This window comes from uncultured Ruminococcus sp. (assembly GCF_946415235.1).
Lineage (GTDB): Bacteria > Bacillota > Clostridia > Oscillospirales > Ruminococcaceae > Ruminococcus.
In genome coordinates this window covers 1-15,060 of sequence record NZ_CAMKRR010000070.1, presented here as the reverse complement: position 1 = coordinate 15,060, position 15,060 = coordinate 1, and the positions used below count along the sequence as shown (strand labels likewise).

The window sequence follows — 15,060 nt, the reverse complement described above, 5'->3', positions numbered from 1 at the left end:
ACTCGCAGTTGAGGAAGATGGCAAGACACTTGCAGGCGTAAAGGTAAACGGCGGCGACGCACTGGGTGAAGTAACAAAGACAACATTCACAGGCAACAATACACAGTTTGAAGGCCTTAAGGACGGTAAGTACAGTCTCGAAGAGACAGCAGCACCCGACGGCTACACAACAGTAACAAAGTTCACATTCACAGTCAAGGACGGCAAGGTAACAGATGTAAGCACCGTAACAGACGGCAAGGCTTATGTTGACGAAAACGGTCACCTTGTAGTCGAGGATACAAAGTCTGTGATAACCATTGACAAGCTTTCACTCGGCGGAGAGCCTATCCCCGAATTGGCAGGCAAGGCTAAGTTCACACTCAATGCCAAGGGCTCATCGAACGACCTCGGCGGTGTAACAGTCGGTGAGGGTTCGGCTGCAAAGACAGCTTCAAAGGGTGCTAAGTCAATTGAGTTTGAAGGCAACAGTGCTAAGCTCACAGGCCTTAAGGACGGCGTTTACTCACTTGTTGAGGACGCAGCTCCCACAGGCTATTCAGTAGTTACCGAGTTCACATTCACAGTTGAAAACGGCAAGGTAACAAAGGTAGACACAGTTACAAACGGCAGGACTTCAGTATCTGAGGACGGTAAGAGCTTCAAGGTCGAGGACGCTGCATACGTAAGCATAAGCAAGAGCGATATCACAGGCGAAAACGAGATCGCAGGAGCTACTATCCAGATCACAAACGCTGATATCGACTGGACTTCTATCCTTGAAGCAAACAAGGACGGCGAGTTCGTAAACGTATACGACAGCGACAATAATATCATCGGTATCCAGTGGGTATCGGGAAGCACAGCCAAGATCGTTCAGGCACTTATCGACGGTAAGTACAAGCTGAAGGAAACGGGCGACAAGTTCGAGAACGGCGGCAAGACATATGATATCATCACCTCCGAGCTTGAATTCACTATCAAGGACAGCAGGATCGTTGACGCAAGCGGCAAGGATCTCAAGACTGAAAATGATATGGACGCTGAAAACGGCTATTATGTAGTTGACAAGAACGGCAACACCATTGAAGTATGCGATGCTGAAGCTGTTACAACTACAAGCACCACAACTCCTACAACGACCACAACTACAACTACAACAACTACTACCACAACTACATCAACAACAAGCACTACAACTTCAACAACCACAACCACAACAAGCACCACAACATCAACAACCACAACCACAACAAGCACCACAACATCAACAACTACAACCACAACAAGCACCACAACTTCGACAACCACAACCACAACTACTTCAACAACAACTACAACAAGCACTACAACTTCAACAACTACATCCACAACAACGAGCACATCGGCTTCAACGACAACAACGACAACTACCGCACCTGCTGCAAAGATCAATATCAACAAGGTAGACGACATTGCAGGCAGTGAGGTAAAGGGCGCTAAGCTCACACTCACAGGTAAGGACAGCTCGGGCAGGGCTATCACCTTCAGGGACGGTCAGCTTGAGGTCGGCGAAGGCGGCGAGGCTGTAAACAGCGTCGGAAATGCACTCGTATGGATCTCAGGTACAGAGAAGACCATAGTTACAGTTGAGGACGGTACATATACCCTTGTAGAGCTTCAGGCTCCTGCCGAGTATGAAAAGGCAGAAAGCGTAGAGTTCACAGTTGAAAACGGTAAGGTAGTAAAGGGCGGCAAGTCCGACGATACAGTTGAAATGACTGACAAGCGCATCGTTACGACCACGACCACGACCACAACTACCACCACAACTACTACAACAACTACAACAACAACTACTACTTCGACAACAACTTCAACTACAACAACCACCACAACAACAACAACCACACCTACTACAACAACTACGACGACAACTACCACCACAACACCTACTACAACGACTACAACATCTACTACAACTACTACAACTACCACGACTACAACCACAACTTCAACCACTACTACAACAACTACAACCACGACGACCACTACTACAACTCTAACAACATCGTCTACAACGACCACCACAACTACAACAACTACGACTACCACAACTACTACCACAACCACTACTACAACGGATCAGAAGGGTCAGGAGCTGACAGGTACTACTACAACAGTTACCGACGACAGCCATCAGATCTCAAGAACAACTACATCCACAACTTCTTCGGAGACTACAACGACCACGACCGAGTCCGAAACAACAAATACAACAACAACCACTACAACCACAACTACAGCAGCGACCACAACAAAGTCCAACGGAACAGTTACAAAGAGCTCTTCCAACTCGCCTAAGACAGGTGTCAAGGGCATGGGCGCAGCTATGGCGGTCATTGCTCTCGCAATAGCAGGTTCATTCGCAGCGCGTTCAAGAAAGCGTGACGAGGACTGAGATTGATATGATCTTAAAGAAGGCTGTCGGACATTAAGTCCGGCAGCCAACTTTTTTTGAAAAAATACTTGTAATCGGTACGGGAAATGTGATATAATAATACTGCATTATGAATCAGGAGGTGCATTATGAGTTCTGACCCTTATGGGAATTTGAATAGTATTCCAAGCTTCGGCAGACGATAATGCTCTCGTCCTTTTGCCGAAGTGAATATCGGTGAAAGGAGCAAGTCTTTCCGCGCTGTGCGGAGGGCGAAAAACATGATAAACTTTTACAACTATGAAAAAGGCGTGCTTACGCAGTGTGAAGCTCCTGTTGCAGGCTGCTGGATCTCAGTTGTCGATCCTACGCCGCAGGAGGTAAAGGAGCTTATCGAGGACTACGGTCTCGACAGCGGCTTCGTGAAGTCCTCTATAGATGAGGAGGAGTCGTCGCGTATCGAGCGTGAGGACGACCAGACCCTTGTTATCATAGATACGCCTGTATCGGCTATCGACGACGACAAGACCAAGAACTTCTATACCCTGCCTATGGGTATAATCGTCACGGCAGAGTATGTATTCACTATCTCTATCCGTGAGACACAGATAATCAACGAGGCGACAAGAGGCGGCATACGCAATCTCCGCCCCGACTTCAAGACAAGATTTGTGCTTCAGCTGCTGCTGAGGATATCGGCACTGTTCCTTACCTACCTGAAACAGATAGACAAGATATCATCGGCTGCCGAGCAGGAGCTCCACGACGCAATGAAGAACGAGCTTCTCATGCAGCTCCTTGCGCTGGAGAAATCCCTCGTATACTTTTCCACATCGCTGAAAGCCAATGAGGCGACTATCGAGAAGATATTCCGCGGCAGAGTAATAAAGCTCTACGACGAGGATCAGGACCTTCTTGAGGACGTGCTCATAGAGATGAAGCAGGCGATAGAGATGTCAAGCATCTATTCGGGGATCCTGTCCAGTATGATGGACGGCTTCTCGTCGATAATCTCAAATAACCAGAATATCGTTATGTGGCGATTGACTATAGTCACTATCATACTTGAGATACCCAATATCATGTTTGCTTTTTACGGTATCAATACAGAAGACCTTCCCATGCCGTATACGTGGTTCGCAATAACGCTTACTGCGTTTCTGACGGGAATAACAGCCTTTGTGCTGCTGAAATGGAAAAAGAAATAGCTAAAAAACCGGTGCTGAACAGCACTGGTTTTTAGCTTTTAGCCATTAGCCGTTAGCCATTAGCTTTTTGTAGGGGACGGCGTACCATGTTCTTTAGCAGAAATATTTGACTATATATTTAAATAATGTTATAATATCAGTAATTAATAACTATTAGGGGGAATATGTTATGGAAATACTTACAACCAATCATTATGACCGTATTAAAGAGCTTTTTAAAGATTCTAAATGCAAAATTAGAATAATGAGCCCTTACTTATCTAAATCTTTAGCAGAAAATCTATGCGAGCTTGTAAAAGAGAAAAGAATAGAGTGCCAGTTCATTACACGAATATATCTTGAAGATCTGTATGTCAAAGCGAATAATATTGATGCAATTGAACTAATGGTAAAATCGGGAATTCAAGTATATGCACTTAAATTTCTACATACCAAGCTGTATATTTTTGATGATGATAGGGCTGTAGTGGGCTCTGCCAATTTTACAGCAAGTGGTTTTAAATCTAATATTGAATTATCTTTGCTTGCCGACGGAAAAACAGAAGAGCAGTCTTTGGAATTGATCTCAGAATTAAAGCAATATTTTGATGATACAATATCAAAGATACAAGATGGTCTTGTAACTGATGAAATGATATCAAAAGTGAGAACAGACTATAAGGATATTATTATTCCTCAGAAAAAAGCAAGCCAGTCAACTGATTTCAATTATAATACTAAAATGTATGGTTCTGTTATTGAAAATAAGAAAAAAACTGAAACAGAAGAGGAAATAAAAAAAGAAGTTTTATCTGCTACAAAAGAAAAAGATATTATAAACGAAATATTTTCGTCAAATGAACCAAGAAAGCAAATCATATATGACCATGTTATTTGGATGAAGCAGATGGGGAGAGGAAATGACAGAATTGATGAAAATACGCCATTTTATCCAACAAAAGTTATTTTGAATGGAAAGGAAGTTTATATTTCAACATATTCTGAGAGTTGGAGACCAAGTGCAGTTAATGATGGAGATGAGATTTATCTTGCTGCATTAAGCCAAAATAATGGCGGGCAAAATGTGCCGATTATTATTGGACGAGGATATCTGAGAAAGTTTTCTGAGCAGAACAGGTATAAAGAGGAATGGCTTTCTGAACATCCATGGATAGAAAAATATCCTTGGTATTGTATAATTGAAAAATGCGAGATATTAAAAACCATGGTAAAAAATGGAATTTCTATGGATATAGTATGGGATAATTTAGGTTCAGATACATATGAAGCATCTTTTGGAAAGTGTGAAACGATTGATAAGGTTTCAAAAAAGCATTATCAAAAAGCGCATATAAAGCTATCTGGCAATGCTAAAGAGTTTATTGATGAACAATTTAATCGTTTGTCAGAACAATATGGCGTTGATTACTACTTTTCTGAAAAATAACTGTTATTACGGTCGGACAAATGTCCGACCGTTTCCTTTAAGAAAAGTAAACGTTCAAAAATGTGAAGGTTTTTTCGGACGGATAATATCCGCCCCTGCAGGCTGACAGCTGATGATCAATAGCTAAAAGCTTTAGGATATTAGCAAATTATGGATTTACAAACCCCGATTAGTGTGGTATAATAACTGTGTATACATATTTTATGTAAAGGACGGTCTTATCATGTCTAAAAATTATGATGTTATTATAGCAGGCTGCGGAGCAGCAGGTCTCTACGCGGCTATCAATCTCCCAAAGGAGCTGAATATACTCATACTCTGCAAGCGCGACCTGCCGCTTTGCAATTCATCGCTGGCTCAGGGCGGCATCGCAGGAGTTTACAATTCTCCTACGGACAATATCCAGTATCACCAGAACGACACCCTCATCGCAGGAAGCTTCAAGAACAATGTGGAAGCCGTTCATACTCTCGTAAGCGAGGCTGCACAGGATATCGAGAATATCATAAAGCTGGGCGTTGAGTTCGACAAGAACCCCGACGGTACTTACCACCGCACCCTTGAAGGCGGCCACAGTCATCACCGTATCTTCCACCATGCCGACGCTACAGGCAAGGAGATAACCTCCACTCTCCTTGAAAATGTTCAGAAGCTCAGCAATGTCACAATAATGGAAAATACTATCATGTGTGCCGTTAAGCAGACAAAGACCGGCTATTCCGCATTCCTGAGACTTCCCGACGACAGCTACGAGACCTGCAACTGCCACTTCATGATACTTGCAACAGGCGGTATCGGAAGAGTATACCAGTTCACCACAAACTCCGCAATCGCAACGGGCGACGGCATCACATTTGCGTATGAAATGGGCGCAAAGATAAAGAACCTCAGCTATGTGCAGTTCCACCCCACAGCCTTCAACAACCGCGCTACCAGAGAGTGCTTCCTTATATCCGAGGCTGTCCGCGGCGAGGGAGCTTATCTCCTCAACTGCAAGAAGGAGCGCTTCATGCACAACTATGACGAGCGTCTCGAGCTTGCGCCGAGAGACGTCGTATCACACGCTATCGTACTTGAATCGCGCAAGCAGAACTCCACGGACTTCTACCTTGATATAAGCTACAAGGACAGCGAGTTCCTCAGGAACCGCTTCCCTATGATATACAAGAACCTGCTCGAGCAGGGCTACGATCTCACCAAGGAGCCCGTGCCCATATTCCCGTGCCAGCACTACCTCATGGGCGGTATAGATGTGGACAACAACTCCGAGACAAGTCTGCCCAACCTTTACGCCTGCGGAGAGTGTTCGCATACGGGAGTTCACGGCAGCAACCGCCTTGCCAGCAATTCTCTCCTTGAAGCTCTTGTGTTCTCGCGCCATGCGGCAAACAATATAGCTTCAAAGCTTACAGATGCTCCCAAGGACTTTGAAGAAGCGGAATTCGACGCGCATCTCGGAAGTCCGAGGATACCAAAGGGCGTCCGCACAGAAACAAGAAAGATATTACAGAACTGCTATTTCGTCATACCCGACAAGAAAGCAGCCGCAGAGGGCTTCAAGCGCATAAAGGAGATACGCGAGGACCTCATCAACGGCGGTTATCTTGTTGACGCTGATTTTGTACTTGCAAAATCTATCGTTACCGTTGCATATATTATTCTCGGTGAGGTAATGCAGTAAAAAACGGCAGGATACAGCTCTGCCTATACGACAGGAGGGGATATGCATGACTGATATGAGGAAAGTAACAGCTTTTATTGCGGCTTTGAGCAGCATAGCGCTTTTTTCGGCTGCATATCCCGCTTATGCTGCTCCCATAATGCTCAAGGGAGATATCGACCGCGACGACAGGGTATCCATGAGCGACATGGTGATCCTCGGCAGCAGCCTTCACGGCAGATACGGGCTCAATGAAACGCAGACCATAGCCGCTGATATAAACGGCGACGGATCTATTGACTCCGCCGACCTTTCGGCTTTGCAGGATATCATCCTCGGAGGCAGGAACAAGTTCCCCATAGGTACGTGGATAGGAGACTGCGGCGGCGCAAAGCGGTATTTCAGCTTTGACAGCGGAACTGTCAGCATAGTCGATCCAAACAGGGAAAGCTCGGAGTTCTTCACAGTCGAGGAAGATAACGACCTTATGGTGTTCAGGGCTTCGGGAACTGAAATGTCCGCGTTCATCACATGGGACAGTGAGCTGAGCTTCGTGCTGAAATGGTCAAACGGCAGCACGGAGACATTCAGGTACTTCACCGACGTAATGATCAATATGTCGGAGATCCTTACAGGCAGGTGGGTGACTTCGCAGGGGCGCACCTTTGAGATAAGCGGCCTCAGCGGAAAGCTCACGGATAAAAACGGTGATATCAGTCGTTTCGAGTATGCTCCCGACGGTGAAAATATGACCTTCCGCTTCGGAAGCACGGAAAATAATACCACAGGCAGGAAAGTCAAAAATGATTCCATGCATTTTACCGTGACATGGAGCGACGGAACTGCCGAAAGATTTACCCGTCAGGAGATAGAGGAGCGCGGCGGCGTGACTTATGTCAACGGCATACTAATTGCCAACAAGACCTATTCTCTGCCGTCCGACTACGATCCGGGCGGGATACTTCCCGAAGCGCAGGCAGCATTTGACGAAATGATGGCTGACGCCGCAAAGGAAGGCATATACCTCAGTATAGTTTCGGGCTTTCGTTCCTATACCTATCAGGGGCAGCTCTACAGCGGCTACGTCAATCGTGACGGAAAGGCGGCTGCGGACACATATTCCGCAAGGGCAGGCCATTCCGAGCACCAGACAGGACTTGCAATGGATATAAACAATGCCAGCAGCAGCTTCAACAATACAAAGGAAGCGAAATGGCTCGCCGCCAATTGCGTAAAATACGGCTTTATCTTGCGCTATCCTCAGGGCAAGGAGGATATAACGGGCTATATGTACGAGTCGTGGCACGTCCGATATCTCGGCAGGGAGCTTGCAAAGGAGGTCTCGGATTCGGGACTTACCTTGGAGGAGTTCCTGTGCATAGACTCCAAATATAAATCATAATTCGTAATGCGTAATTAATTGTGTCGGCTTACGCCGACGGATTTAGAATAATTTCAATCCTGTCCGCCGAATGGCGGACACCAACAATTACGAATTACGCATTATAATCAAAATTTAGCTTTGCTAAATTTTGATTTACAACAGAAAGGAAGATATGATATGAAGCTTTTACAATGCTATGTTGACAATATAATCACCACCGCCCTCATGGAGGACATAAACTACATCGACGCTGCTGCGGACAACCTTATCCCCCCCGAGCACAGGAGCTCCGCTTACTATGTCGCAAAGGACACGGGAGTTGTCTGCGGTATAGAGGTCGCAAAGCGGGTATTCGACCTTGCAGGCGGCGACGTTGACTTCAGGATACTCCTCAATGACGGCACTAAGGTGCAGAAGGGCGATATAATCGCAGAGCTTGAGGGAAGCACTCTTACTCTCCTCAAGGGCGAAAGAACAGCTCTCAACCTTTTGCAGCATATGTCGGGTATAGCTACCGCAACGAATAAGTGCGTGGAGCTTGTAAAGGGCACAAAGGCAGCCGTTACGGACACGAGAAAAACTCTCCCGGGACTTCGTGCGCTGCAAAAGTACGCAGTAACAGTCGGCGGCGGAAAAAACCACCGCTTCAACCTTTCCGACGCGGCTATGCTGAAGGATAACCACATCGACGCATACGGCGGCATAACCGCGGCTGTGAACGCACTCCGCGAGAAGATAGGACATACGGTAAAAATCGAAGTTGAAGTCCGCACACTTGACGAGCTCCGTGAGGCTCTTGCCACAGGCGTTGAGATAATCATGCTTGACAATATGAGCTGTGACGAGATGAAGGAGGCTGTTGCAATTGCAGGCGGAAAGGCACTGCTTGAAGCTTCGGGAAATGTCACTGCCGAGAATATCCGCGCAGTTGCAGAGACAGGCGTGGATATCATATCACTGGGAGCTCTTACTCATTCCGTCAAGTGCTTCGATATCTCAATGAAGATCAGGAAATGATAATTGCAATTGAACCGATTGCCATTGTAGGTGCGGCGTTCCGCCGCCCGTGAAAAAACATCATATTACAAACAGGCGCACAGAAGTTTTTCGACGAAAAGGAGCATTTCAATATGAGAAAGATCATAGCATTAGTTTTAGCATCTTTATGTTTGTTTGCGTTATTTGGCTGCGGCAGCGGTAGCGAGGCTGCCGATACCGCTGATAGCTCTGCTAAGTACGACTGGGGGATCACACTGAAAGCCGAGAATGTAACGTCAAGCGGCTTAACGCTCGTTTGCACTCAATCGGGAGGAGAAAACGTTGCTCAGCTGGAGACAGGCAGTTTCTTTGTTGTACAAAAGAAGAAAAAATCCAAATGGAAAGACGTAGATTATATCGTTAAGGAAGATGAATTCGGCTGGACTTTGGAGGCGTTGACAATACCTAAGGAAAATACCAGCAAATGGGATGTGAACTGGGAATGGCTTTACGGTAAGCTGCCTTCAGGTGATTATCGTATTGGCAAGGAGTTTATGAATTTCAGAGGTACAGGCGATTTTGACAATGAGATCGTCTATGCTGAGTTCACAATAGAATAAAGTTTTTCGGTACTATCAAACCGCCTGCATTGTGGAACAACATTCACAGTGCAGGCGGTTTGTATTTTTCGGGCGGATAATATCCGCCCCCCCTCAGGTATAATTTCGCAGTTTCGGCAGATACTACCGCAGAGGTGAGATGTATGGAAAAAAACGGACTTCTGCCGTCGCTGGACAGCAGTATAAAGGAGATACGCCGCATTTCGGGGAACTCCTCGGACGTGCTCATAAACCGCTTTGTTACGGGAGGTATCCACTGTGCCCTGCTCTGCTGCGACGGCATGGTATCGACCTCCGTCATAACCGAGCTTATCTTCGAGCCCATTACGGATATCCCCGAAAAGTGCAGCGCAGAGGAGCTTTTTCACTATATAAACGAGGAGCTCCTGCTGTCTGCCGACCGTCCCGTGATCGGTGATTACGAGGAGCTTTTCAGACTTATGAACTCGGGCTTTGCAGTGCTTCTTGCAGAGGGCATGACAAGGGCTCTTGCTTTCGGTGTGCAGGGCTATTCTTCGAGGGGAGTGCAGGAGCCGTCGGGCGAGGGGAATATCATGGGCGCTCACGAGGGCTTTACCGAGACTATCCGCGTGAATATGTCACAGATACGCAGGCGCATCAAAAGTCCCGAGCTTGTCATGGAGATATTTGCCAAGGGCAGCAAAAGCTCTACGGACCTGTGTCTGTGCTATATGAAGGACCGTGTGCCGAAATCTCTTACCGATAAGATAAGGAGCTCTCTTGACGATGTGGAGCTTGAAGCTATCCTCACAACGGGACAGCTCCGCCCCTTTCTTGAAAACGGCAGCTTTGAGATATTCGACTCCACAGGCACTACCGAGCGCCCCGATGTGCTCTGCTCCAAGCTCATTGAGGGGAGAGCGGCGCTTTTCGTTGACGGAGTACCCTATGCGATAGTTATACCGCGGCTGTTCTGCGAGAGCTTCCAGACACTTGACGATTACGCCTTCAAGCCCTATTATTCCACCTTCATACGCTGGCTGAAATACGGCGCTTTTCTTGCGGCGGTGCTTCTTCCGTCATTTTACGTCTCGATAGTCATGTATCACCCCGAGCTGCTGAACAGCACACTGTTCATGCTCCTTGTTGACGCAGAGAAAAAAGCTCCCCTGTCCATAGTCACGGAAGCTCTTTTCGCACTGCTCATGTATGAGATAATACGCGAGGCGGGAGTCCGCCTGCCCAAGCCTGTAGGCGGAGCTGTCAGCATAATAAGCGGGCTCATCATAGGCGATGCGGCGGTTAATTCGGGACTGATAAGCACTCCGCTGCTGACCATGACAGCTCTTGCCGTACTCGGCGGACTTGTTGTTCCCGAGCTTAATCCGCAGATAACTGTGCTGCGTTTCGTATTCATAATCGCAGGGGGAGCGCTCGGACTTTTCGGCATAAGTCTCCTTGCCTGCGGAGTCCTTGTGAATATATGTGCCACGGAGGATTACGGATTTCCATATACCGCGCCGCTTTCGCCGTTCAAAGCTTCGGGCATGGGAGATACGGCTGTGCGGAGCGGCGTAAAGAAAATGCAGAGCCGCGGCTTTACAGTGGAGGAGTATCATGAATAGCATATCAAGGTATCAGCTTGCCGCAATGCTGATAATAACCGATGTTTTCGGGCTTTTCTGCCTTAGCGGCAGCATCTCCCTCATGACACTGTACGGAATCCTGTCTGCGTCGGCTCTGCAGTTCCTCACAGCGCTGATATTTGTGCTCCACGGTAAAGAGACCTCAAAAGGGCAGCAGTTTTTTTACCTGCTTTACGCGGTATTCTGCGGCGGAGCTCTTTTCTCCTCGCTATGGCGGACGAGCGGAGCAATATATATCCCCTATGAGGAAAGGAACGGCATATGGGGAAAGCTCCTCACGGCAGGGCTCATAGCCCTTGTCTGTCTTTACAGTTCCTCAACGGGACTGAGAGCGGTGTCGAGGGCAGCGGTGACAGCAGCTGCGGCAGGACTGCTCTGTATACTCATCGACTTTGTGAGTGCAGTCTTCACTGCGGACTGGGAGAACATTTACCGTCCCGAAAACCAGAGCTTTTTCTATGGCTTTGTCAGGGGATTTGCAGTGAGCGGCAGTCTCGGCAGCTTTTTCGTACTCCTTGAAAAAACAAGGGGAGAGCGGAGCTATGCGGCTGTGCTGTACTTCGGAGCAAAGACGCTCCTGACCGCAGTAGTGATACTGACCTCGCTTGCAGTTGCGGGAGGGATAGTCAGCGCTGCGGAGTTCCCTGTAATAACGGCGGCACAGCTTTCGCAGCCCTTTGAGGCTCAGCGCATAGACTCGCTTTTCCTTGTGATATTCATATCGTTTGCGGTATTTTCCGTGACTCTGCAGGTCATGACCGGAGCGTATCTTCTGAAACGGCTTTTTCCTAAGTTCAGACGCTGGCGGAGCAGCACAGTGACATTACTTGTGCTCGGAGCGGCTCTGCTCATGTCGGGGCGCGAGCTCATACTCCTGCGTGCAGCAGCTGCATTGGCAGCACTGACAGTATCTGCGGCAGTAAAAAAATCCGCTGAAAAGATCAGCGGATAAGTGCAATGCATATACGGAAGTTTATAGTTATTACTCGGGGCAAACCTTTCTGAGGAAAGGTTCTTCCCCGAACCCCTTTCCAAAGACTTTTAATCCAAATTTTTCGCAGATAGGGCGCTCAAAGCAATAAAAAAAGCCCTGCAAATCTTGCAGGGAGCGCCATATCCGTGAAAAATTTAAACTGGAAGTTTTAGGAGGGGAGTTTGAGGGGAGACCCTTTTTCAAAAGGGTCCACCTCAATAATAGTTATAAAAGTTTCCATATATGTATTGCTCTTAAGCGATGATATTATTTCTTCTGTCGGAGCTGTCTGAAAAACTCGGAGAGTATCTCCGCACATTCCTTTTCCATTACTCCACCCGTTACCTCTGGACGGTAGTTGTAGGGCAGCTCGAACATTTTCTGCACAGAAACGGCAGAGCCGCTTTTTGTGTCATACGCACCGAAAATAACATCGTCGATGCGTGAATTTATTATAGCGCCGCAGCACATGGGGCAGGGCTCAAGAGTAACGTATATGGCACATTCGGGAAGCCGCCAGCCCCCGAGAGTACGGCAGGCTTCATCTATGGCGATGAGCTCCGCGTGAGCGAGAGCGTTCTTGGCGCCCTCGCGCATATTTCTTCCCTCGCCGACTATCTCGCCCGTGGTCTTTCTGACGACCACAGCTCCCACGGGGACTTCGCCCTCGTTGAAAGCGAGCCTTGCGAGCTCAAGGGCACGCTGCATATATTTTTCCATTTAAGCTCCTAAAAGATGACCTGTAATGCAGCTGCGAGTATACAGAAGCATACAACAGCAGAAACAGGGAATGTTTTGAATGCAGCTATCAGGCGCTGACTCATGGTGAGTTCGGAATGAAATTCGGCTATCCTGTGAAGCTCCTGATGCCGTCTTAACAGATACAGCATACCTGCACCCATAGCGCCTATCAGGAATACAATAAGGATGAAGCTGTTTCTTCTCAGGTGGAGAGAATCTTCGGTGCCTGCGTCAATGAGCACAAGAGCGAGACGGTACATCTTGAATATGGCCTGTACGAATATAGCTGTGAATATCGAACCGCTCCGCAGCATACCTATGGAAGCCACTGCCGAGATCATGATAGCCGCAGGCATTTCAAGGAAGTCCTGCACAAGGAGCCCCGACATAACGGATGTGATGATTATCGCAAAATAATCGCCAAACTGTCTGAGTGCTCCGAAGACCGCGCCTCTGAAGAAAAGCTCGGAGATAACGGTAACGATGATGATATCGAAAACGGTGTACACAACGAACTGTTCCTGATCCCATACAGAAGAATCGACGTTTATGGACTTGAAGTAATCGAATACTTCGCGCATCCTGTTTGTGTAGATACTCGGGAGACTTGATATAGCGCTTACCGAAAGAGCCATGAATATAGCTCCGAACATATCGGAGGCGTGATTAAGAGTGGTCATGAATTCAACGCGCTTCGGCATTCTGAGCCTTCGCCGCAGATAGTGGGTAGGCAGCCATATCTTAAGCACGGAAATAAGTATCAGAGTAGTGATTATCTCTGTTTTTCCGCCGTATATCGCCTTGCTGAAAAAGGACGTGTGGATATCGAAATTCAGTAGATCAAAAACTGCCACCGCAAGGCGGCTGACTAAATTATCCACAACTATCCATATGAACATCGCAATGCCCGCAACGTTCATGATCCTGCCGATGCAGTCCTGTTCGGCAGCGGAGAAGGACTTGTTCTCGAAGCCCTTGCCCTCAACGAAAACGCTTTCCTTGCGGTTGCGTGTAAAGTTGAAGGAAAAGGGATTGTCTATCCTTCTTCTCCATGTTACGAAGCTTTCGTTATACGCTTCATTCTGCGTAGAATAGTCGAATTGTTCGACGACATCTATAACGGCATCTTCTGAGGTGTCAGAGAATTTCATTGGTTCACCTCCTACAATTTCTCAATTTATATAATAGCATATTTCAGGGGAAACAATGTAGATTTTTTAGCACATTTATATGAACAATCGGTTAACACGATAAAAAAATTATTAAAGGAGAAGCAAATATGAAAAAAGCAGTTATTACGGCAGTTCTTGCGTTTGCGGCAGTTTTTACCACAGGCTGTGCTTCGGGCAGGATACATGAAAAGAGCTACCTGAGAGCGGCAGCGGTAACGGGTGAATATGAAACGGAAGCAGTTTTCTCGCTTTTCAGCGAAGAAGATGCAGTATCGGGGCACGGAGCGGATATAGACCTTGCGAGATCGGACGCTGAGCTGAAAAACGGCAGGGAGATATTCACGGGCTATACCGAGCTCATTATCGTTGACGGCAGGGAGTGCAGGGAGCTCCTCGGTCATTTGCTGGGCAAGTGGAAGATATCACCGTCGTGCAGGGTGGTGTACTGTGAAAACGGCGGAGAGCTTCTTGCGGAGCACGATGCGGAACAGCTCATAGGCATATCCGAGCAGGCGGTAAAGCAGGGGATAGCTCCCGAAAGTGATATCATAACCGTGCTCGGTGAGCTGTGTGAAAATGGTACGGCAGCGGTTGTCGGACTGAGTACGGACGGAACAGCTTCCAGCCATTTGATATATTAATTCTGGTGGCGGACTACGCCGTATTCATCGTCAAGGCGGTAGTAGGGACAGGCGTAGTTCGAGCCCTGCAAAAAGCGGTACATCTCGTCCTCGTCAAGGTTCACCATGCACACATAGCAGTCGTAGTCCTCATCGTATACGTAGTTTGTGCAGGTCTCGCAGTTGGTGGCTTTTTTCTTTTCCATAATATCTCCTTCCGTAAATCAAAATTTACGCATTGATTACGCCAACCCAAAAGGAAGGGATTCCAAA

Annotated in this window: 13 protein-coding genes; 10 read left to right on the top strand and 3 right to left on the bottom strand. The window is 47.3% G+C overall.

Translation table 11 applies throughout. The features are described 5' to 3' along the window. The 9 genes from Q0R37_RS11465 to Q0R37_RS11425 all read left to right on the top strand — a co-directional run. On the top strand, positions 1-2,419 hold a 2,419-nt coding region (locus Q0R37_RS11465), incomplete at its 5' end, for a SpaA isopeptide-forming pilin-related protein (protein ID WP_294754609.1). 260 nt (positions 2,420-2,679) lie between these two features. Next, positions 2,680-3,606 carry a magnesium transporter CorA family protein gene (locus Q0R37_RS11460; protein WP_294754607.1) on the top strand — a complete coding sequence of 309 codons (927 nt, stop codon included), beginning with the start codon at positions 2,680-2,682 and terminating at the stop codon, positions 3,604-3,606. Between the two features lie 169 nt (positions 3,607-3,775). Further along, the gene (locus Q0R37_RS11455) at positions 3,776-5,032 is read left to right on the top strand and encodes a phospholipase D-like domain-containing protein (RefSeq protein WP_294754605.1); all 1,257 of its coding nucleotides are present in this window, start codon (positions 3,776-3,778) and stop codon (positions 5,030-5,032) included. 223 nt (positions 5,033-5,255) lie between these two features. Beyond that, positions 5,256-6,713, top strand: coding sequence for an FAD-binding protein (locus tag Q0R37_RS11450; protein WP_294754603.1), 1,458 nt, complete (start codon positions 5,256-5,258; stop codon positions 6,711-6,713). A gap of 46 nt (positions 6,714-6,759) precedes the next feature. Continuing rightward, positions 6,760-8,094 (top strand): D-alanyl-D-alanine carboxypeptidase family protein, encoded by a 1,335-nt coding sequence (locus Q0R37_RS11445; RefSeq protein WP_294754601.1) that lies wholly within the window; start codon positions 6,760-6,762, stop codon positions 8,092-8,094. A 159-nt stretch (positions 8,095-8,253) separates the two neighbouring features. Next, on the top strand, positions 8,254-9,093 hold the full coding sequence (gene nadC / locus Q0R37_RS11440; protein WP_294754599.1) for a carboxylating nicotinate-nucleotide diphosphorylase: 840 nt from the start codon (positions 8,254-8,256) through the stop codon (positions 9,091-9,093). Between the two features lie 113 nt (positions 9,094-9,206). Continuing rightward, entirely contained in the window at positions 9,207-9,674 is a 468-nt protein-coding gene (locus Q0R37_RS11435; protein ID WP_294754597.1) for an immunoglobulin-like domain-containing protein, read from the top strand. A 143-nt stretch (positions 9,675-9,817) separates the two neighbouring features. Next, positions 9,818-11,260, top strand: a complete 1,443-nt coding sequence (locus Q0R37_RS11430; RefSeq protein WP_294754595.1) for a spore germination protein — start codon at positions 9,818-9,820, stop codon at positions 11,258-11,260. Next, a complete protein-coding gene (locus tag Q0R37_RS11425; protein WP_294754593.1) occupies positions 11,253-12,233 on the top strand; it encodes a hypothetical protein in 981 nt (326 codons plus the stop codon). Before Q0R37_RS11430 ends, Q0R37_RS11425 begins: the two co-directional genes overlap by 8 nt. A gap of 288 nt (positions 12,234-12,521) precedes the next feature. Here the strand turns inward: Q0R37_RS11425 and Q0R37_RS11420 are convergent, their stop codons facing one another. Then, on the bottom strand, positions 12,522-12,974 hold the full coding sequence (locus Q0R37_RS11420) for a nucleoside deaminase (protein WP_294754591.1): 453 nt from the start codon (positions 12,972-12,974) through the stop codon (positions 12,522-12,524). Positions 12,975-12,982: 8 nt separating this feature from the next. Next, positions 12,983-14,146 carry a CPBP family intramembrane glutamic endopeptidase gene (locus Q0R37_RS11415; RefSeq protein WP_294754589.1) on the bottom strand — a complete coding sequence of 388 codons (1,164 nt, stop codon included), beginning with the start codon at positions 14,144-14,146 and terminating at the stop codon, positions 12,983-12,985. Positions 14,147-14,274: 128 nt separating this feature from the next. Between Q0R37_RS11415 and Q0R37_RS11410 the strand changes: the two genes are divergently transcribed. Further along, positions 14,275-14,808: a hypothetical protein gene (locus Q0R37_RS11410; protein WP_294754586.1), complete on the top strand. Its 534-nt coding sequence runs from the start codon at positions 14,275-14,277 to the stop codon at positions 14,806-14,808. Here the strand turns inward: Q0R37_RS11410 and Q0R37_RS11405 are convergent. Beyond that, a complete protein-coding gene (locus tag Q0R37_RS11405) occupies positions 14,805-14,993 on the bottom strand; it encodes a DUF6472 family protein (RefSeq protein WP_294754584.1) in 189 nt (62 codons plus the stop codon). The two genes, Q0R37_RS11410 and Q0R37_RS11405, sit on opposite strands and share 4 nt — an antisense overlap. Positions 14,994-15,060 lie beyond the last annotated feature (67 nt).

Excerpts from the sequence above, each read along its gene's own strand:
- Q0R37_RS11460 (WP_294754607.1), top strand. The coding sequence starts at position 2,680 with ATGATAAACTTTTACAACTATGAAAAAGGCGTGCTTACGCAGTGTGAA.
- Q0R37_RS11455 (WP_294754605.1), top strand. The coding sequence starts at position 3,776 with ATGGAAATACTTACAACCAATCATTATGACCGTATTAAAGAGCTTTTT.
- Q0R37_RS11450 (WP_294754603.1), top strand. The coding sequence starts at position 5,256 with ATGTCTAAAAATTATGATGTTATTATAGCAGGCTGCGGAGCAGCAGGT.
- Q0R37_RS11445 (WP_294754601.1), top strand. The coding sequence starts at position 6,760 with ATGACTGATATGAGGAAAGTAACAGCTTTTATTGCGGCTTTGAGCAGC.
- nadC (WP_294754599.1), top strand. The coding sequence starts at position 8,254 with ATGAAGCTTTTACAATGCTATGTTGACAATATAATCACCACCGCCCTC.
- Q0R37_RS11435 (WP_294754597.1), top strand. The coding sequence starts at position 9,207 with ATGAGAAAGATCATAGCATTAGTTTTAGCATCTTTATGTTTGTTTGCG.
- Q0R37_RS11430 (WP_294754595.1), top strand. The coding sequence starts at position 9,818 with ATGGAAAAAAACGGACTTCTGCCGTCGCTGGACAGCAGTATAAAGGAG.
- Q0R37_RS11425 (WP_294754593.1), top strand. The coding sequence starts at position 11,253 with ATGAATAGCATATCAAGGTATCAGCTTGCCGCAATGCTGATAATAACC.
- Q0R37_RS11420 (WP_294754591.1), bottom strand. The coding sequence starts at position 12,974 with ATGGAAAAATATATGCAGCGTGCCCTTGAGCTCGCAAGGCTCGCTTTC.
- Q0R37_RS11415 (WP_294754589.1), bottom strand. The coding sequence starts at position 14,146 with ATGAAATTCTCTGACACCTCAGAAGATGCCGTTATAGATGTCGTCGAA.
- Q0R37_RS11410 (WP_294754586.1), top strand. The coding sequence starts at position 14,275 with ATGAAAAAAGCAGTTATTACGGCAGTTCTTGCGTTTGCGGCAGTTTTT.
- Q0R37_RS11405 (WP_294754584.1), bottom strand. The coding sequence starts at position 14,993 with ATGGAAAAGAAAAAAGCCACCAACTGCGAGACCTGCACAAACTACGTA.